General features: G+C 56.1%; 14 protein-coding genes and 1 tRNA gene. 1 reads left to right on the forward strand and 14 read right to left on the reverse strand.

All coding sequences use genetic code 11. The features are described from left to right. Positions 1-696: 696 nt before the first annotated feature. The 14 genes from N879_RS19920 to N879_RS20620 all read right to left on the reverse strand — a co-directional run bounded on the left by N879_RS19920 (position 697) and on the right by N879_RS20620 (position 15,567). On the reverse strand, positions 697-930 hold the full coding sequence (locus tag N879_RS19920; protein WP_009454326.1) for a transcriptional regulator: 234 nt from the start codon (positions 928-930) through the stop codon (positions 697-699). Between the two features lie 635 nt (positions 931-1,565). Further along, positions 1,566-1,642, reverse strand: a tRNA-Pro gene (locus N879_RS02800). A gap of 213 nt (positions 1,643-1,855) precedes the next feature. Further along, positions 1,856-3,388 carry a M81 family metallopeptidase gene (locus N879_RS02805; RefSeq protein ID WP_009454327.1) on the reverse strand — a complete coding sequence of 511 codons (1,533 nt, stop codon included), beginning with the start codon at positions 3,386-3,388 and terminating at the stop codon, positions 1,856-1,858. 19 nt (positions 3,389-3,407) lie between these two features. Then, positions 3,408-4,589, reverse strand: a complete 1,182-nt coding sequence (locus N879_RS02810; RefSeq protein WP_009454328.1) for a YgeY family selenium metabolism-linked hydrolase — start codon at positions 4,587-4,589, stop codon at positions 3,408-3,410. After that, positions 4,580-5,515, reverse strand: a complete 936-nt coding sequence (locus N879_RS02815; RefSeq protein ID WP_009454329.1) for an N-carbamoyl-D-amino-acid hydrolase — start codon at positions 5,513-5,515, stop codon at positions 4,580-4,582. Before N879_RS02815 ends, N879_RS02810 begins: the two co-directional genes overlap by 10 nt. A gap of 150 nt (positions 5,516-5,665) precedes the next feature. Continuing rightward, positions 5,666-7,309, reverse strand: a complete 1,644-nt coding sequence (locus N879_RS02820) for a dipeptide ABC transporter ATP-binding protein (protein ID WP_009454330.1) — start codon at positions 7,307-7,309, stop codon at positions 5,666-5,668. A 24-nt stretch (positions 7,310-7,333) separates the two neighbouring features. After that, entirely contained in the window at positions 7,334-8,173 is an 840-nt protein-coding gene (locus N879_RS02825; protein ID WP_009454332.1) for an ABC transporter permease, read from the reverse strand. A gap of 27 nt (positions 8,174-8,200) precedes the next feature. Next, the gene (locus N879_RS02830) at positions 8,201-9,142 is read right to left on the reverse strand and encodes an ABC transporter permease (protein ID WP_009454334.1); all 942 of its coding nucleotides are present in this window, start codon (positions 9,140-9,142) and stop codon (positions 8,201-8,203) included. Next, entirely contained in the window at positions 9,139-10,737 is a 1,599-nt protein-coding gene (locus tag N879_RS02835; protein WP_009454336.1) for an ABC transporter substrate-binding protein, read from the reverse strand. Before N879_RS02835 ends, N879_RS02830 begins: the two co-directional genes overlap by 4 nt. A 77-nt stretch (positions 10,738-10,814) precedes the next feature. Next, complete coding sequence (locus N879_RS02840; protein WP_021446635.1) at positions 10,815-12,059, reverse strand: Zn-dependent hydrolase; 1,245 nt, start codon at positions 12,057-12,059, stop codon at positions 10,815-10,817. Beyond that, the gene (locus N879_RS02845) at positions 12,056-13,303 is read right to left on the reverse strand and encodes a diaminopropionate ammonia-lyase (RefSeq protein WP_021446636.1); all 1,248 of its coding nucleotides are present in this window, start codon (positions 13,301-13,303) and stop codon (positions 12,056-12,058) included. Before N879_RS02845 ends, N879_RS02840 begins: the two co-directional genes overlap by 4 nt. 21 nt (positions 13,304-13,324) lie before the next feature. After that, positions 13,325-14,170 carry a MurR/RpiR family transcriptional regulator gene (locus tag N879_RS02850; protein ID WP_009454338.1) on the reverse strand — a complete coding sequence of 282 codons (846 nt, stop codon included), beginning with the start codon at positions 14,168-14,170 and terminating at the stop codon, positions 13,325-13,327. Between the two features lie 526 nt (positions 14,171-14,696). Beyond that, positions 14,697-15,071: a DUF7079 family protein gene (locus tag N879_RS02855; protein ID WP_009454340.1), complete on the reverse strand. Its 375-nt coding sequence runs from the start codon at positions 15,069-15,071 to the stop codon at positions 14,697-14,699. 328 nt (positions 15,072-15,399) lie between these two features. Further along, positions 15,400-15,567, reverse strand: a complete 168-nt coding sequence (locus tag N879_RS20620; RefSeq protein WP_009454343.1) for a hypothetical protein — start codon at positions 15,565-15,567, stop codon at positions 15,400-15,402. A gap of 932 nt (positions 15,568-16,499) precedes the next feature. On the opposite strand from N879_RS20620, the gene pgaA reads away from it, so the two are divergent. Then, positions 16,500-18,983, forward strand: a complete 2,484-nt coding sequence (gene pgaA / locus N879_RS02860) for a poly-beta-1,6 N-acetyl-D-glucosamine export porin PgaA (protein WP_021446637.1) — start codon at positions 16,500-16,502, stop codon at positions 18,981-18,983.

The raw sequence follows: 18,983 nt of genomic DNA on the forward strand, positions 1-18,983 counted from the left end.
GGGCTGGAGTGAAAGTAAGTAGTAGGCTGAACCATTCCCCCCTAAATCCTTGTTGCGCTGTTAGCTGACCACTGCTCAATTCATCTTGGATTATTAAGCGCGATGCCAGGGCCACGCCTTAGCCACAAAGCGCCGCAGTTTACACAAGTAGAAATGCTCTGGTTCCAGTGCTGATTGTTAACCTGCAGCAAACCCACTCAATTGGGGCCACGTCGCCCAAGCTTATGGGCGGGAACAGGTATGAATGTGCATGCACGCCTTGTCTGCTGTGGAAAAGGGCTAGTCTAGCTACCAGACTAACCCGATCCTCTCCTAGCATAATTTAAAACCATAAACTGAATCGGCCCAGTAAAAATCCTCGCGCCGTATCGCCAATTCAATCCCCATCTTATTGAAATCCACTGGCCCGCCCGCTGCCATCAAATGCAAGGTGATAGTGGAGTTGTGAGCATGAAACTGACCCAGCCGTGGATCAACCATTTCATGGCGATAGTTGGTTCGCAGGAGACGGCTAAAGCGGACTCACCTTGGCCGCTTAGCCGCTGCTTTTAACGACTATTAAAAAAGGGAGGAATACCTTTTGCATCCTTATTCCAGACGAACACAACTGGCACGTGTCCAAACTGAGCCGCATCGGACTCAGTCTTAATTTCCCTTCCAAAGTGAAATGAAAATATTGTTAGCACTCTGGTTTTGTTATTTATTGATAAGCTCAGGCCACATCTCATGAAAATCATCAGGTCTGAGCATTTTACGGGTGACCTCACCGTTAGTTAGTTGCTCAATTTGCACACATCGTAAATGGGGAACAGGGCGCTCATTTGCTGCCCATCGATGAACAATAGGTGGAGCAACGCCTAATAGTTTAGCCAGCGCACTTAAGCCCCCAACTATTTCACAGGCTTTACGTACGGGAAGAAAATCGCTCATATGATTCGACTATAGTTGTTAACTGGGCATGTAGGGGTTGCCAAATTTTACCAGATAGGTAAAAATGAGCATAACCACTGACTACCAGTGGATGCTCATTAACAACCTGGTCGATGAATACCGGCTCATGCATAGAATTATTATTGTGCAGTGAGGGCCGGCTGCCCGATTACATAGGGGCAGAAGTAAAACCTATGAAAAACCAGTTAGCCTTCAGGCACGTTGAGTGTGCGCAAAGAGAAGGTGTGACTGGCTACCCTACGAAGGGCTGTCTCATTTCTATGTGACACCTAGAGGGCGCCCATTGTCGTGAGACAACCATCGCGGGGATGGCGGGTAATTCCCGACAAACAGCAATAACTTGATCAGTCGTTTGTGAGGTCTCTTGCTCGAACAAGAGGTCTCATACTGAGCCAAGGTCGATACAGACACTTAACCAGAACGCTGTATCTCAAAGCCTGATGCTTTTACATCAGGCTTTGCTTAGCCACCTGTAGGACAAAGGTAGCTAAGCAAAGCCTTGTATTTTCCATGGCCGAAAACGGCAAAAAGCCATGGTATCGCTACCACAGCTTTTTGCCTTACAAAGCAGTTACTGAATCGTTAAAGAACCAGACTACTACCTAGGGAATATTTGGTCGGAACGGAAGGATTTGAACCTTCGACCCCTTGCACCCCATGCAAGTGCGCTACCAGGCTGCGCTACGCCCCGAAAGAATTAAACTATAACCCTGTTCTTCCTTTCTTGCAAGTGTTTTTTAGATTTTTTCTTTCGATTCGAGATTATTGATAGTTAATCCCGGTGCCGATTGAAATCCACACTTGTCTGAACAGGCGGTCTGATTTTCGAAGCTCATTTTACCGAGCTAATCCGCATCAAAACCGTGAAGGCAGGAGTATACCTACTTAGGTAAAAAATGCAAAGCTATTGTGAACAGGCCTGCCCTTCTGATTGCATGATTCGCCATTGAGACAGGCTGGGGCCAACGGGATACAGCAGGCGCTCTGCCGGCAAGCGCTCCCATGGCAGGTCTGTCGTGCGCATGGAAACGCCTCCCGGGGCGGCTCCGATAATGATACGGTCACTGATACAGCCAAAGTCCGCCCTGAAATGTACAGCGCTTTTCAAGACCAGTATCTTCATTTGCTCCGGCTCTATCCCCACAAAACGGAACATGCTTTGATCTGCCATTTGCGACTTGTAGGAGGCCAGAACGATACGCACGCCCTCTATGCGCAAACAGGCACTAGGCCCCAGGTTCATGGCACAGCCTGCGTAATACGGACCGGTGGCGGAGAACTGACCATCGGATACGGACTCGATATAGAAGCGTGCATGCAAGGGCATATCACCGGGAACACCGGATTTACCGCCCAGGGACAGCTCGATGCTTTTACCAACCCCTGCCTGGTGAACCAGAGCAGCGCTTTCCGGATCCACGATCAAGCCTAAAGCCGCATCGGATACCTTGGCTTTCAGCAAGGCACGCAAGAGCCCACAGGTATCGGAGCTGGCACCGCCTCCGGGGTTATCGTGCGCATCGGCAATAATCACCGGGCCTTTGCCGGGATGACTCAGCGCCCATTGCACAGCTTCGTCCGGTTCGTACAGCTTGCCTTGAAAGCCTTGGGCTTTATCAAGCACCTCATCCAGAAAGCCTGCTAAACGGCTATCGGCTTCTTCCTGCGTCTGCGCATAGGCCCACAAAACCGCTCCGCATTCGGGCACGTCAGCAGCAGGAAAGCCCATGGCGAAGGACACGCTCCCCTCGCCTTCTATTTCTTCCAGCGATGACAAGTGACGGTACAGGCTGGCAGCCGGTTCCATCTCGGTGCTTTGCCAGATCGCCGGGATCAGGAAGGGCAGTCGATGCCAGGCCAATTCCGGGCGACGATCGCTTTGCAGACATCGCATCAGCGCCTGAAAAGTACGCTCACCCGTTTGCGCCATATCCACATGCGGGTAAGTTTTGTACGCCACCAGCATATCGGCCTGCGCCAGCATGGTGTCGCTGACATTGGCGTGCAAGTCCAGACTGGCGACCACCGGCACGTCCGGCCCCACCATCTCGCGCACCAGAACCAGCAAATGCCCTTCCCCATCGTCCCGATGCTCGGCCACCATGGCGCCGTGCAAGTCCAGATACACCGCATCCACGGGCAGAACTTGCTCCAGGCGGTACAGAATCTCCGCCACGATCGCCTCATACGTCATGGCTTCGACGGGAGCGGAAGGACTGGCCGCGGCCCACAATAGCGGGACGCACTCGACCCCGGCTTGTGAGGCGGCAGCCATAAACCCGGCTGCCGGGATGTTGGCACCACGCAAGGCAGGTTCAATCGCCTCTGCCCGGCACATTCCCGGCCAGCCGCCCCCATGCTCAAAGTCCGCCATCGTTGCCATGGCCGGGCCAAAGGTATTGGTCTCATGCTGAAAACCCGCTACTGCAATACGCATCACTTGTCTCCGATTGCTATTACGCTTGTCCCGCCAGTTGGATACACAGCTGCTCGTAAATGTCCTTGGCCCCCAGGACATCGTCGATCGCTACCGACTCGTCTGCCGTATGTGCCTGTGCTTCCTCGCCCGGTCCCAAACCGATGGTGGGAATGCCACGTCGCCCGGCGGACTCGGAGCCATTGGTGCAAAACCACCAGGTATCCATTTCCACCACACGACCAGCTTGCTGGACCGCTTGCACCATGGCCTGCGCCAAAGGAGCCGACTCATCCAATCGCCAGGCGGGCAAGTCCCGCCCCGGACTGGCCTGCTGACCTGTATAGGTTTGTACCTGACTGTCCACCAGTTCCAGCGAAAAGCCCTCCACCCCTGCGGCTTGCAAGCATTGCTCCATTTGCTTGAGCACCGATTCACTGCTTTCCCCCACCAGGGTGCGGCGATCAAAACGCACCGTAACGGACGACGGAATCAGCGAAATGGAAGGATGCGGGTCGGAAATGATGTCAGTAGGCACCAACAGGGCTTGGCCGACTTGCGCATCCTTGGGCAAATCCAGTGTCTGCAAAACAGAAATAGCTTTGGCCGCTGCCTGAATAGGATTCACCCCCAGATGAGGCAAGGCTGCATGCGCTGGACGGCCTTGCAGACGCAGCAAGATCTCCTGCCGCCCTTTCTGACCCACCATGATGCGCAAACGCGAAGGCTCACAAATCACCACGGCGGCTGGCGTGCATAGTTCCAGAGCGTGCGACAAGGCATAGCCTTCGATCACTTCCTCCATCACGCTGGCAGACACGGCAATACGCTGTTTCAATGCGCCGCTACGAGCCGCTGCCGCCGCGCCACACAGAGCAGCGGCCAAGCCTGCCTTCATGTCACTGGTGCCGCGCCCATACATGCGGCCGTCCTTGATTTCGGCTCCAAAAGGCTCCACCGTCCAGGTTCCAGCAATAGGGACCACATCCATATGAGCATCGAATAACAGCGCCAGCGGGGCCTGGGCCGGGCCCACAAAGCCCAGCACCGAACCTTTTTCATCAACACTGATTTGATCAAAGCCCAAGTCCCGCATGACTTGCTGTACAAAGTCCGCCATGGCCTGCTCTTGTCCGGACAGGCTGGGGATGCGCACAAAAGCCTGTGTCAGGCTGACCGCGTCCCAGGCCAGATCCATTTGCTTGTGTTCGCTCACGCCCATGGCACTACCGCTCCACGTTGCGAGCTGATCAAACCATAAGCCTCTGGTCGACGATGACGCTCAAAGTTGAAGGTCGTGCTTTTGTAGGAATGGCACAGATCCAGATCGCAGCGGGCAATGGCCAGCTCGTCACCCTTGGTCGAGCAAGCCGCAACAATCTCCCCAGACGGCGCAATGATGGCGCTGCCGCCAATCATCTCGATGCCCTCTTCGCTACCCGCCTTGGCCACGCCCACCACCCAGGTGCCGTTCTGATAGGCCCCGGCCTGCATCACCAGATGGTTGTGGAACATGGACAGATCGTCGTGCTCCGGGGCGGGCGGGTTATGAACCGGCGTGTTGTAGCCCAGCATGACCATTTCCACGCCCTTCAAACCCATGACGCGGTAGGTTTCTGACCAGCGGCGGTCGTTGCACAAAGCCATGCCCATCACGCCCCCAAAGGCCGACCACACACCGAACTCGTGGCCGGGTTCAAAGTAATATTTCTCCAGATGCTGGAAAGCACGCCAGGGCTCGTCCTGGCCGTGACCGGGCAAATGCACCTTGCGATACTTGCCCACAATCGTGCCGGTTTTATCGACCAGAATGGATACGTTAAAGCGACGCTTTACGCCGTTTTCAATGACCAGCTCGGCATAGCCCAGGTAGAAACCTATCTGCAATTTGGCAGCGGCATCAAACAAGGGCTGGGTGTCCGGCCCCGGCATCTGGGTTTCGTAAAAACAATCAAAATCGGAAATATCCTCGCTGAACCAGCGCGGGAAAAACGTGGTCAGTGCCAGCTCGGGAAACACCACCACATCAACATCCATTTTCTTGGCTTGATGCAAATGGGCCAGCAAGCGGTCAACCACCTGCTTCTTGGTTTCGTTGCGCGCGATAGGACCCAGTTGGGCCGCAGCTACATTGACAAACCTGGACATGAAATATGAACTCCATCAACAATTAAGATCCGCCCTGGGCGGGATTCGGAACGCCCGGCCCCTCTCAATCAAGGGCCAGAAATCGAAAACAGACTGCGCGCCGGGCTGCGCACAAGGCTCAGCCCCCAGCTGCGCTGACACGCGCATCAATCAGGCATAAGCACAAAAATTCTGAAAATCCCAATGCACACCGGGTGCGGATTCCACCAGTTCACGGGTGTAAGCCTGACTAGGCTGGCTAATGACACGGCCTGGGTCCCCGGCCTCCACAATCCGGCCTTTTTGCATCACCACAATGCGATCGGAAATCTGGGCCGCCACCCTTAAATCGTGCGTAATAAACAGGATGGCCACACCAGTTTTGCGCTTGATATCGACCAGCAACTTGAGCACTTGCTCTTGCACCAGCACATCCAGCGCGGACACGGATTCGTCCGCAATCAGGACATCCGGCTCCATCACAATGGCGCGGGCCAGACAAAGCCGTTGCCGCTGACCACCCGAAAATTGATGCGGATAGCGCTCCAGCACATCCGCGTCCAGCCCCACAATGGACAAGACCTCGGTCACGCGTTCGATAGCGACTTTGGGATCGACGCCGATGTTGTGCATGCCCTCGGTCAAAGACTGGCCAATCGTCACGCGGGGGTTCAAAGAGCGATACGGATCCTGAAACACGATTTGCACTTTGCGCCGCTGCGCCAGGCTGCGGTCCTTGCAGGCGGCGGGTAAAGTTTCACCGTTCAGCGTGATCTGCCCTGAACTTGCCTCAACCAGGCCAATAATGCAGCGCGCCAAGGTGGACTTGCCCGAGCCGGACTCCCCCACGACACCCAGCACTTCATCACGGCGTATATCCAGATTGATATCGCTAAGCGCATGCATCTTGCGACCTTTGGAGAACCAGCAATCCGAGCCATAGACCTTGCCCAAACCACGGGCGCTCAACACGATCTCGTTTTGCACTTCCTCTTTTGCAGGCGGATGCACATTGGGAACGGACGCAATCAGGGAGCGGGTATACGCTTCTTTGGGATTGGACAGAATCTGCTGACACGTCCCCATCTCCACACTATCGCCACGCTTCATCACCAGAATCCGGTCAGCAATATCGGCCACCACACCAAAGTCGTGCGTCACGAAAATGACCGAGGTGCCGCATTCGCTTTGCAGTTCCTTGATCAGGCTTAGAATCTGCTTTTGCGTGGTCACGTCCAACGCCGTGGTAGGCTCATCCGCAATCAGCAAACGTGGCTGCAGGATCAAGGCCATGGCAATCATGATGCGCTGGCGCTGACCGCCGGACAGCTCATGCGGATAGGCCATGAAGAGTTTTTCCGGCTCCGGCAAACGCACGCGCTCCAGCATATTGATCACACGCTGGCGACGCTCCTGCCGGGAACTGTTCTTTTCGTGGATACGGATCACTTCGTCGATCTGCTCGCCCACCCGCTGCACCGGATTCAGCGCGGTCATGGGCTCCTGAAACACCATGGACATGGCCGAAGCCCGCAAGGACAGCAAATGCTCCTTGTTCATGGTCAGCAGGTTCTCGCCCATCAGCTCGATACTGCCTTGGCTGACACGCAAGGTATCGGGCGGCAACAAGCCCATGATGGCAAAGGAACTCAAGGATTTGCCCGAGCCGGACTCGCCCACAATGCACAGGGTCTCGCCTGCATACACATCAAAGCTGAGCTTGTTCACCAACTGGCGGGGATTAGTCGCTTTAGTTTCGATGCACAAGTCCTTCACCGACAAAACACAGTGGGGCTTGGTCGTAGAGGTATTCATTGTTATGTCTCCTGCCCTCGTCATTTACAGCCGTGTGACCAGCTTGGGATCCAGAGCATCGCGCAAGGCGTCGCCCAGGACGTTGATACTGAGAATGGTGATGGACAGCACAATGCCGGGGTACAGCACGATGCCGGGAATCAGCTGAAAGTACAGGCGACCTTCGGCAATGATGTTGCCCCAGGAGGCCATCTCGGGAGGGATGCCCGCCCCCAGGAAACTCAAGATCGCTTCCAACAACACCGCCGAGGCAAACACATAAGTGCCCTGCACAATCAGAGGGGCAAAGGTGTTGGGGAACATATGGCGCGACAAGATCACGTAGGCCGAAGTCCCCACTGTCATGGCCGCTTCCACATAGGGCTCGGAACGCACGCTAAGAATCACGCCCCGCACCAAGCGTGTCATGCGTGGGATCTCCGGGATGGCAATGGCGATCAGTACCGTGGTCAGGCTGGCACCGGACACCGACACCAGCGCAATGGCCAGCAAGATGCCAGGGATGGCCATCACACCATCCATCACTCGCATGATGACGGCGTCCAGACGGCGGAAGTAACCCGCCAGCGAACCCAGAATCACGCCAAAGAACACGCTGATGGCCAGGACACCGAACCCCACCATAAAGGACACTTGCGCCCCATACACCACGCGGGAATACAGATCCCGACCCAGTGCATCCGTCCCCAGCCAGAACTGCTCGGAAGGCGGTTGCAGACGCACACTGGGGTCCAGTTGGGTGGGATCTTGCGTACCCAGAAACGGAGCAAAGATCGCCATGGCGGCCATCAGGATCAGGAACAGCAAGGCAGCACGGGCCGAATTGCTGGCGACCACTTTCTTCAATTTGTTGAGCTTTTGCATATTGTTCTACCTGTAAAAAGCGAGGGCTCAATAATCGATACGGGGATCGACCAGCATGTAGGAGATATCAATCAGCAGATTCACCCCTACATACACCAGCGAAAACAGCACGATCAGGCTCTGAATCACCGTAAAGTCGCGCGACAGCACCGCATCCAGCACCAAGCGCCCAAGCCCCGGAATGTTGAAGACCGATTCGGTCACCACCACCCCGCCGATCAGCATGGTGATGCTGATGCCGATAATCGTCAGGATGGGAACTGCCGCATTGCCCAGGGCATGACGTGTCAGGACACGACGCTCGTTCAAGCCTTTGGCACGGGCGGTGCGGATGTAGTCCTCGTTCAAGGTGTCGATCACACTGGTGCGCACAATGCGGGTAATCAGGGCGATGTACACCGTACCCAGGGACACCGCCGGCAGAATCAAATGCCGCAGGTGTTCCCACAGGCCTTCACTCAAGGGCTTGTAGCCCTGTACCGGCAACCAGCGCAGCTCCAGCGAAAACAGCAGGATCAACAAATAAGCCACGATGAATACCGGCACGGAAAAGCCCGCCACCGACCCTGCCATCACAAAGCGATCCAGCGACTTGCCTCGATACCAGGCCGAGCACACCCCTAGCGGAATGGAAATGGCCAGGGTGTAGGCCAGGGTCAACAAGGTCAGCGAAACCGTAGGCCCCAGACGATCCAGCACCAGATCCTTGACCGGGCGGCTGGAGATCAGGGACGTGCCAAAGTCCCCTTGCACCATGCTGCCCAGCCATTGCACAAACTGCACCGGCACTGGCTGGTCCAGCCCCATCTGATGACGGATTTCCGCGATCTGTGCATCCGTCGCGTTATCTCCCGCCACCAGTACAGCGGCATCGCCATGTGTCATGCGCAGGACCACAAAGATCACCAGCGCCACAATCAGCAATACCGGGATGGTGGCCAGTACGCGCTTGAAAATAAGCCCAATCATCGCTTCTCCACATTCCAGAAGACCGGAACCGGCGTTTGCAGAAAGCCATTCAGGTTCTTGCGCACGGCGCTGACCATCTTGAACTCACCCAGAGGGACGATCACACCTTCATCCATGATGTGTTTTTGCAAGTCCGTGGCCAAACGCACCAGCTCGGACTCGCCACTGGCGCGGGCAAATTCCATGCGTGTCTTTTCAATGGCAGGGACATCCGGCCAGCCAAACCAGGCCTTGTCGCCGTTGGAGGCCACCGCCATGAAGCTCAGCGGATTGCTGACATCCACCAGCCCGGAATAGGTGGTGATGATGCTCCAGCCCCCCTCTTGCACGGGACGCTTGGAGGTGCGGCGAGTCTGCACGGTTTGCCAGTCCATGGCTTCCACGTTGACGGTGAACCCGGCATTGCGCAGTTGCTGGGCAATCACAGGCACCACGGGCGAAGTCAGGAAGTCGGTGGGATGCAGCAAGACCACGGGCTCGCCCTTGTAGCCGGCCTGCTCCAGCAGCTTTTTCGCACCGGCGGCATCACCCTTGAAGTAGGCTTCAGAACCGGCTTGTGACGGGAAAACGCTGTGGCATCCAAACACGGCACCACACGTTTCAAAGTATTCCGGGTTGCCCACTTGCGCCTGCATCAAGGGCTTCTGGTTCAGCGCCATCATGGCGGCCTGACGCACTTGCTTGTTATTGAATGGCGGCTGCAGGAAGTTAAAGCGCATCTCGGTCTGCGCGCCCCGAGCCGTAGAAGCATTCAGAACAATGTCCGACTCGTTTTGCAGCAGGGGCAAGAGGTCCAGCTGAACCTGATCGATCACATCAATCTCGCCACTGCGCAGCGCGTTCACCCCGGTCATGGCATCGGGCATGGCCACCCAACGCACACGATCTACCTTGACCTGTTTGCCACCGGCCAACCCGCTGGCAGGCTCATTGCGGGGCACGTAGTCCGGGTTTTTCTCGAACACAGCCTGCACACCTGGGCGATATTCCTTCTCCACAAATCGGAATGGTCCCGAACCCACCGTAGAAGTAATCGCCTGACTGACCGGCGTGCGTGCCACATCCTTGGGCATGACAAACAAGGGCAAGGAACTGGGTTTGCCCATGGCGCGCAACGCGATGTCGGTCGGGAAAGAGAACTGCATCACAAAGGAGCGGTCATCCACGACCTCCATCTTGGTCAGGAACTCCGTCATGATCTGGCCCATCTTGTCCAGCTGAATCCAGCGCTTGATGGACTCGACCGCATCTTCAGCCGTCACGGGCGAGCCATCATGCCAGCGCAGGTTTTCACGCAAAGTCATGGTGTAGGTCTGACCGTCCTCGGACACTTTCCAGCCTTCCAGCATCTGGGGTTTGACCTGCCCCTGCGCATCTTCCGCCAGCAAGGTGTCGTACACCATATAGCCGTAGTTACGCACAATGTAGGAGGTAGTAATGACTGGATCCAGGGAGCGCAGTGGCGCTTCCATTACGGCGGTCAGCGTGGTTTGCGCACTGACGGCCGCAGGGGCAATCGCCGTGATGGCAAGGGCAGCCCAGACAGCGGCTAACGATTTGGCAGGACGCAAGCGGTCCTTAAGCAGGTTGCTCATGTTTTGTCTCTCCAGGTAGTTAAAAGCGGTCCGCCTTTGCTCTTGTGGCGGCGGTCCCGTCATCAGGGATTTACTGCTTATTCACGGGCCAGCTCCACCAAGGTCGATAGCAGAATCGAACATCCCGCTATCAGGTCTTTATCGTGGGTAAACTCTGCCGGGTTGTGGCTCAAACCACGTACACTCGGTACAAAAATCATGCCTGTGGGGCAAGAGCGCGCCAGCATCTGCGCATCGTGCCCGGCACCGCTGGGCATGCGCTTGACCGAGCAGCCCAGATCCTTGGCGTGTTGCTCGACCTTGCTGATCAAGCGTTCATCAAACTGCACAGGATCAAAGCGGGCCAAATGGCGATGCTTGATCTGCACACCCTCACGCTCGGCCGCCTGCCGGGCGAAATCCAGCACTTCCTGTTCGGCCTGATCCAGGCTGGCCTTGTCCACATTGCGCAAATCCACGGTAAATACGGCTTTGCTGGGGATCACATTGACCAGATTCGGAAACAGCTCGCAGCGCCCTACTGTGCCCAGTTGCGGCGGGCCGTAACGCTCAGTCAACTGGCGTACAAAACTACCAATTTGCTGCGCCACGACACCGGCATCATGACGCAGGTGCATGGGCGTGGTGCCCGCATGGTTGGAGACACCATGCACCTCAAACTCCAGCCAGCAAATCCCTTGCACGCCAGTCACGGCACCAATATCAATGCTTTCATGCTCCAGAACCGGGCCCTGCTCAATATGCAGTTCCATATAGGCATGCACATCAGGTTGGCCGCAAGGCACGGAACCGGCGTAGCCAATACGCTCCAGATTCTCGCGCACGGTGCTGCCATCAATGCCCACGGTGTCCAGTGCTTCCTGCAAGGACAAGCCACCTTGAAACACCAGACTGCCCATCATGTCCGGAGCAAAGCGCGCTCCTTCCTCATTGGTAAAGGCCACCACTTGCAAGGGACGATCCAGTTGCACATCGGCATCATTCAAGCTGGCCACCACTTCCAGTCCCGCCAGCACACCCAGATTGCCGTCGTAGCGTCCGCCAGTACGCACGGTATCAATGTGCGAACCCGTCATGACCGGCGCCACATCCAGACGGCCAGCGCGTGTCCCGATAATGTTACCGATCTGATCGATCTCCACACGCATGCCCAGATCACGCATCCAGCTGACCACCTGATCGCGGCCCGCCTTGTCCTCATCCGTCAGGGCAAGGCGGCAGACGCCGCCCCCGTCGATTGCACCAATCTGCGCCAACTGCGCAATACGCTGCAGCAGGCGTTCGCCATTAATGGCTAAACAAGTGCTGGCTGCGCTGTTCATACTGGCTCCTGAGCCAGCACTTCTTTGGCGCTCATACCGACAATGCGCTGATACAGCTCTGCATCGGTATCACCTTCGCTGGCAAAAAATAGGATTTGGCTGTTTTCATCAATACCCAATGCCTGACGCCAGTCCGCTTGCTCGCACGCAGCCATGCAAGCCGCCACACCGGCCACGGCAGACTCACCCGCCACAATCGGCGCATCACCTTTATCGGCACGGGCCAGACGGCGCATGGTTTGCAAGGCGGCATCGTCTTCCAGCGTCATATAGGCATAGGTGCCGGGATCCAGAATTTCCCAGGCCAGCAAGGAAATTTCGCCGCAAGCCAGACCGGCCATCACCGTATTCAAATCGCCGGTGACCGTGACGGGCTTACCTTGAACAGCACTTTGGAACAGGCAATCGGCCTTGTTGGGTTCCACCACAATCAAGCGAGGGCGCTGCGCACCCAGACGCTCCCACATATGGGCGCATACGGCCGCCGCCAAACCACCCACACCACCCTGAATAAAGACGTGAGTCACCGGCTTGCCCGAAGCAATCTGATCCAGCGCTTCCTGCACCATCACGGTGTAGCCCTGCATCACATCCTTGGGCACATCCATATAGCCCGGGTAGGACGTATCGGACACCACAAAATAGCCATGCTCTTTGGCATCTTCAGCAGCTTGGCGCACCGAATCATCGTAATTGCCGGGCACGCGTACTACCTTTGCCCCGTAAGAGGCAATGGCCTGCTCACGACCAGTACTGACATGCTCATGGATATAGATCACGCACTGACAACCGGCATTCTTCGCCCCCCAAGCCACCGAGCGGCCATGATTGCCATCGGTCGCGCAGGTCACGGTCAAACCAGCAATAAAGTCCTTGTAGGCAGGACTCTTCAGATCATCCAGCGTCAGGCTGGCATTGCCGGTATGAGCTTGCAACTGACGCAACAGCAAACGATTGACGGCATAAGCACCGCCCAAAGCCTTGAAGCTGCCCAAACCAAAACGACCGGCCTCATCCTTGTAATACACCCCGCCCACCTTCATCTGCGCGGCCAGGCCGGGCAAATGACGCAAAGGAGTAGGCGCGTAACCGGGCCACTGCACGATGCTGGCCTGAGCCTGCTCGTAGGCGGCCACCGACAAAATCGATTGCAAGGAGGCGTCATATTCCTGGCTATCCTGAACGCAACGAGGGTTCAGATACAGTTGCACCGCGCCTTGCTCCCGAACGGCATGTTTGTTCATGTCTGCTCCACTTCTATGGGTTTAATTATTGGACTTCAAGTCCTGAAAACTGCGATGGATGGATTCAATCTTCTGCAACTTACGGGCAACCTGCGTCTCGGCCTGCAGTGCCACCCGGCTGACCAAGTAATTGATCAGGCTGAGCGTGCCGGTATGCGAGTCAAACAAGTACTCCCCGCGTGTTGCCACCGTGAATGCGATGTCTTGCGAACGCAGCAAGGAGCTTTCCAGGCCATCCGTCAAAAAAGCCATCTGTACCGACTCGCCCCGCAGATGCTCCACCAAGGAAGGCAAGAGCACCGAGCGGCGACGAAAATCCATCACCAGGGCCAGATCCCCTGCTTCCACATCGGCCAGTTGCTCGGTCAGATGGGCCACCGTGCCCACCGCCAGATGCACATCCGGGCGCAGCTGCTGCAGTAAAGAGTGGGCGTAGCACGCCAGGATCTGGCCATTGCGGAAACCAAACACCCAGATGCGTCGTGCTTTCAGGGCGGCTTGGGTGAAGTTGTCCAGATGCTGTTCAGTAATGTTCTGGAAGGTGGTGGAAATGTTCTGTACGTCTGCATTGATAAACGGCGTCATATCGGCCTGAATACCGCTGCTGGACATGGAGTGCAGACGCTTGAAGGGAGCGCCGTCACCCATTTGCTCGCGGGCCGTGACCCGGAATTCGTTAAAGCCGTTAAAACCCAGACGCCGGAAAAAGCGCACCGCGGTAGCCGCCGATACACCTGCTTTCTCGGCCAGTTCCTGGGCGGAGTAAGTCGCCAGCTGCCCCATATGAGACAGGACCACATCGGCCAACCGCCGCTCCGCGCTGGGCAGGACATCGAGAATATCCAGGATCGAATCTTTGATGACCATGACACAACCTAAAATTGAAATTTGTTTTTCATATAATACTTAATAAAATTTTAATTTCAATTATGGATGTAATGATTTGGCTCCGTATTTACCCTTGGGAGCAGAAAAAAAGAAAGAAGATCATGATCTCACGTCCACCAAGAGTGGCTTCAAATAAGGCCCACAGAGAAAAATAAGGGATAAACCCTTATTGGGAAAAATTTCTGTTTCCTGGCAATGAAAGCATAAAGCCCATGATGAAATTTAAATTTCATCATGGGCTTTGGTAAGACAAATTTCAGAACCAAGGCCGCTTGCAGAAGCCAGAAAAACCCCGTCAAGTGGGCCTATTGCGCTGGCAACAAAGACAAACAACGCGCAATCAGAATATCGGCCAAGGACAGACTTCTGGCCACACTCCGGGACCAGAGCGCCTACATCTGGCAAGCCAGCATGGCATCCTCAACATCAAGCGCCAACAGTTCACATCGATACGCGGATGCCTCTTGCAAGGCTTGTCGCATCACGCCCCCATTTTTAACGATCGTTAGAAATGGGGGGGATTACCCGATGACAAGTACTGAGACAGCTCACGCCACTCCTTGGCAAAGTAATAGTGCAGGAAACGCTGCTGGGCATGCCAGCGCACCCGTCTGAACAGACCGGCACCGGCACGAGCCTGGCGATGCGCCACAATATCGCGCCAGAGTTGGTCGGGTTCAAACCCGGTCCAGATTGAAGGGATGGGGGCAAGCGCGTTGGAATAGCAAACCGGCGCCACCCACTCGAACAAAGCCCTTTCTACATGGTGGACCGAAAAGTACTTGGCCACGTTCGCAATAGCCTGGTAATTAACCGGCCTATCTACAAACAATTCCGACAAGGCTTCACACAACGCCTTATCGCTTGGCTGATCACTCAAGATGTAACTCCTTCTCTCCAGCCATTTCCCCCTTTGATAATGAAGGGAACTACCATAACATCCAGCGACACACCGTCCGGTGGTCCAGACGATACTGGGCAGCTAAGGATCACGCCCCTATCTGCGTTGATCAATACGTCTGTGCAACTTCTAGCTTGAATGCTTCCGTATGCTTCGCCATATAAAACACCCCAAAGCTTGGATGGGTATCAAACTTTTGGGGTGCAGTTCAATTTTTCAACAGGCGGGCATTTTTGCGTGTGGAAATGCTTAATTCTTCCAGCATCCGCCGTTGAAGCCTTGCCAGGTACCAAGCTGTCTCCAGAAATTAACCCGAATGTGCTCGCTTGCCGGGATTTTTCTTGCTGCGGGTATGCGCACCACGTTCCTGGCTAACACATTGGCCCCGGAATTTCGTGCTGAGGTTCACGCCTTTGGGAGTGGCAGGAGGAGGAGTACGCTTACGGTCGGCCTCGGTAACAATTTTGGTGCCCATGGGAATCTCTCCAGTTTGGTCAACTTGCGTTTATTTTGCGTTCGCTCGGTTTAATCTCGGCCACAGGAATCATCACGGATAACCTGTCACCTCATCCAGCATAACAGGCATTGAACCAACCGGCCCCATAACCATGCCCCCCCCTCGCAAGGCCAGATGTCTGGACGTACACGCACTTTGGTATGGTTGCAGCAGTAGCCCCTACCCTTTCAAGGCACGAGCCGTATGTGTTTTTCCATACAAGGGTGAACCCATAGCGAAATGAATGCCTCTGGTGGGCTGCCAAGTGACGAGCGGCCCAACCGTGAGAGGATTTGTACCAATGTCCAGCCAATGCCGGTTTCAGCGCAGTGCGAGTACATGACTTAAAGCACACATTTGGGCGACGGCTGCGTGCTGCGGGAATGCATTTGGCAAACAGGCAAGTTCTGCTAGATCCCACGAATGGGTCAATCACAACCGACTATTCAGCCGCTGATTTGTCCAAATTGCTGAACGAAGTTGAGAAGCTTGCCCACAATGCCGAAAAAGCGCCGGCGGTTACGCTTCTGAGAAGACGGGGTGATCGGTGAAAAACGAGTCCCCACAGAATCCCCACAGCAATGAACAAGGGCTTACAGCAATAATGCTGTAAGCCCTTGATAAATATGGTCGGAACGGAAGGATTAGAACCTTCGACCCATTGCACCCCATGCAAGTGCGCTACGCCCCGAAAGAATCAAGCCCCGACCCTGTTTGCTCTGTTGTGCAAGCTTTTTCTTAAGAAGCATCTAGCTTAGGCCGAGTGGCTTACTACAAAAAACCTGGTGGTTTACATCAAAAGGCCAATTACCGCCAGAGGCCCAGACTCCTAAGATACCCCTTAAGACCCTTCTGTTCGCTCAGTAACGAACAGTGGCAGGACGTACACACAAACAACAAGGGGAAGAGAAGTGTCCAGGCGATCAATAAAAAGACAAGCTCTGCAAAACGTCGGTCTCTTCCCAGCCAGAACCTCGTTTCTGCGCCGGTTCTGGCTGGATTCCTTTACCCTGCTGGTACTGACCGCGTGTAGCACCAGCCTGTATGCCGCCTCCTACGAGGATTGGATCAAACAGGCACGCCAAGGCCAATACCAATCCGCCATTGCCGGCTTGCAGCAGTACCGGCAACAGCATCCGCAAGAGACACGTGTCCAGCTTGATCTGATGCGCATTCATGCCTGGGCAGGCCAGCCGCAAGAGGTCATCCGCCTGTACCAAAGCTGGCCGACCAACCTGCCCTTGCCGGCCGATGTATTGCTGCTGACAGCACGCGCCTACAAAGATGCGCGCCAATGGACACCGGCCCAAAACCTGTATCGGGAAGGAATGCGGCGCTTTCCACAACAAGCCGCCTTCACCATGGGCCTGTGCATGAGCCTGGCCGATGCCGGACTGACTGCCCAGGCCTTGAGCTGCGCCCAGCAACTGCAGCCGGCCACACGCCAAAACACCATGTACCTGCTGACGCGCAGCTACATCTACCGCGCTGCCGGCCAGAACTACGAAGCCCTGCGCTTCAGCCAGGACGCTCTGGCTGTCCAGCCAGACAAAACCGATGTTATCCGGGATTATGACCAGTCCCTGCATGCCGCCGGACTGCACCGCCAGGCGATGGAATGGCAAACACAACATCCCGACATCTTCTCGAACGCAGACCTGGCTGACCGTCAAGCCGACTATGCCGCTGAATTGACACGGCTGTCGCCCCAGCCCACACGCACACTACCCGAACGTTTTCTGGTCGCCAATCGAGCCATCGCGTTGCAAGACAAACTGGCTGACAGCGCCAGCTTTCTGGGTAACCCCGCTTTCGCCCGCCGCATCCGTGGTGACCGTCTGATTGCGATGGACACACGCGAAGACGCACCCTCTACAGTAGACATTGCTCCCGAACGGGCGGCCCAATATCCAGGCTATGCCTATGCCTCGCTAGGAGCCCTGCAACTGCGCGCCCGTCGCCCCGAACAAGCCGTATCCAGCTACGAGCGGGCGTTGGCCGAACCCTCGCTGGACGCAAAAACACGCACACGCTATCAAACCGGATTGGCCTTTTCCTTGCTGGAGTCTGGCCGCGAAGATCAGGCACTGGCATTGGCCGAGCGCATGGAAAAAGACATGCCCGCCACTCGGTGGCTACGCGGGAATCCAATCCCCCAGCCCAATCCAGGCTATACCGACGCCTTGATTTTGAAAAACTCGCTCTATACCTATACGGGTTTGCTCAAGGAGGCGCGCGAAAATCTGGGCAAGGCCAGCGCACAGGCACCGAGTAACGTCAACCTACGCGTGCCGCTGGCCGATGCCCAGCGCATGTCGGGCATGCCACGGGCGGCGGAACGCAATCTGAAGATCGCCGAAACCTACGCGCCGCGCCAAGAAGACGTCATCATCAGCCAGGCCCAGACCGCCCTGGATCTGCACGAATACCGCCAGGCCGAAGAACTATTGGCGTATGCCAAAGCGCACTACCCCACCAATATGCGGGTCGCGGAACTGGAAAAAGACTGGCAGTCCTACCGCAAGAATGAATTGATCCTGCGCAGCGGTTTTGAAACCAGCAACGGCGGCGATATCTCGGGCAATGACGGCATTCGCACCGAGGCGCAATGGTACAGCGCCCCCATCAACTACAACTGGCGCGCCACCGCCCTGGCCGGTCACCTTGATACCAGCGACGAGCTTGGTCACAACGTGAACTGGCAGGGAGCCGGCCTGGAGTACCGCGGCCGCGACTGGCAATCACAGTTGACAATCAACAACCAGAACTGGGGTCAGGGCAACAAGATGGGAGCCAGCCTGCAGCTTGATCACGAGCTGAGCGATCACTGGAGCATCGGCGGCACCCTGGACTATCGCACCCTGGATATTCCGAATCGCGCCCTGGCCGCAGGCATCACGGCCAACCAGGGACAAGTACGGCTGCGCTGGAAAAACGGCCCCGAACAATGGGTGCAAGCCGCCTATACCGGGACAAAATTCTCTGACAACAACGTACGTCAGAGTCTGCAGATCACAGGTAACCAACGCATCTACACCAGCCCGCGCATCAAGGCCGACGCCCAGCTGGAACTATGGGCTTCCGGCAACAAAGACGAAGACAGACCCTACTACAGCCCACGGCGCGAATACATGGCTGTGCCTGCCCTACGTCTGGAGCACCTGCTTTACCAACACTATGACGAGCGCCTGACCCAAGCCCTCACACTGGGTGTGGGCTTACATCACCAAAGCGGCTATGGCAATGGCACCGTAGGTTCCGTCGCCTACGAACTGAACTACCAGCACGACCGCAATCTGGAAGTCGGCCTGCGCCTGCAGGCCCTGTCCCGCCCCTATGACGGCCAGCGCGAACAGCAGTACAGCGGCATGGTTGAACTCAAGATCAAATTCTAA

It is taken from the genome of Alcaligenes sp. EGD-AK7 (genome assembly GCF_000465875.3).
Taxonomy (GTDB): domain Bacteria; phylum Pseudomonadota; class Gammaproteobacteria; order Burkholderiales; family Burkholderiaceae_B; genus Alcaligenes; species Alcaligenes phenolicus.

Excerpts from the sequence above, each read along its gene's own strand:
- N879_RS19920 (WP_009454326.1), bottom strand. The coding sequence starts at position 930 with ATGAGCGATTTTCTTCCCGTACGTAAAGCCTGTGAAATAGTTGGGGGC.
- N879_RS02805 (WP_009454327.1), bottom strand. The coding sequence starts at position 3,388 with ATGCGTATTGCAGTAGCGGGTTTTCAGCATGAGACCAATACCTTTGGC.
- N879_RS02810 (WP_009454328.1), bottom strand. The coding sequence starts at position 4,589 with ATGGGCGTGAGCGAACACAAGCAAATGGATCTGGCCTGGGACGCGGTC.
- N879_RS02815 (WP_009454329.1), bottom strand. The coding sequence starts at position 5,515 with ATGTCCAGGTTTGTCAATGTAGCTGCGGCCCAACTGGGTCCTATCGCG.
- N879_RS02820 (WP_009454330.1), bottom strand. The coding sequence starts at position 7,309 with ATGAATACCTCTACGACCAAGCCCCACTGTGTTTTGTCGGTGAAGGAC.
- N879_RS02825 (WP_009454332.1), bottom strand. The coding sequence starts at position 8,173 with ATGCAAAAGCTCAACAAATTGAAGAAAGTGGTCGCCAGCAATTCGGCC.
- N879_RS02830 (WP_009454334.1), bottom strand. The coding sequence starts at position 9,142 with ATGATTGGGCTTATTTTCAAGCGCGTACTGGCCACCATCCCGGTATTG.
- N879_RS02835 (WP_009454336.1), bottom strand. The coding sequence starts at position 10,737 with ATGAGCAACCTGCTTAAGGACCGCTTGCGTCCTGCCAAATCGTTAGCC.
- N879_RS02840 (WP_021446635.1), bottom strand. The coding sequence starts at position 12,059 with ATGAACAGCGCAGCCAGCACTTGTTTAGCCATTAATGGCGAACGCCTG.
- N879_RS02845 (WP_021446636.1), bottom strand. The coding sequence starts at position 13,303 with ATGAACAAACATGCCGTTCGGGAGCAAGGCGCGGTGCAACTGTATCTG.
- N879_RS02850 (WP_009454338.1), bottom strand. The coding sequence starts at position 14,170 with ATGGTCATCAAAGATTCGATCCTGGATATTCTCGATGTCCTGCCCAGC.
- N879_RS20620 (WP_009454343.1), bottom strand. The coding sequence starts at position 15,567 with ATGGGCACCAAAATTGTTACCGAGGCCGACCGTAAGCGTACTCCTCCT.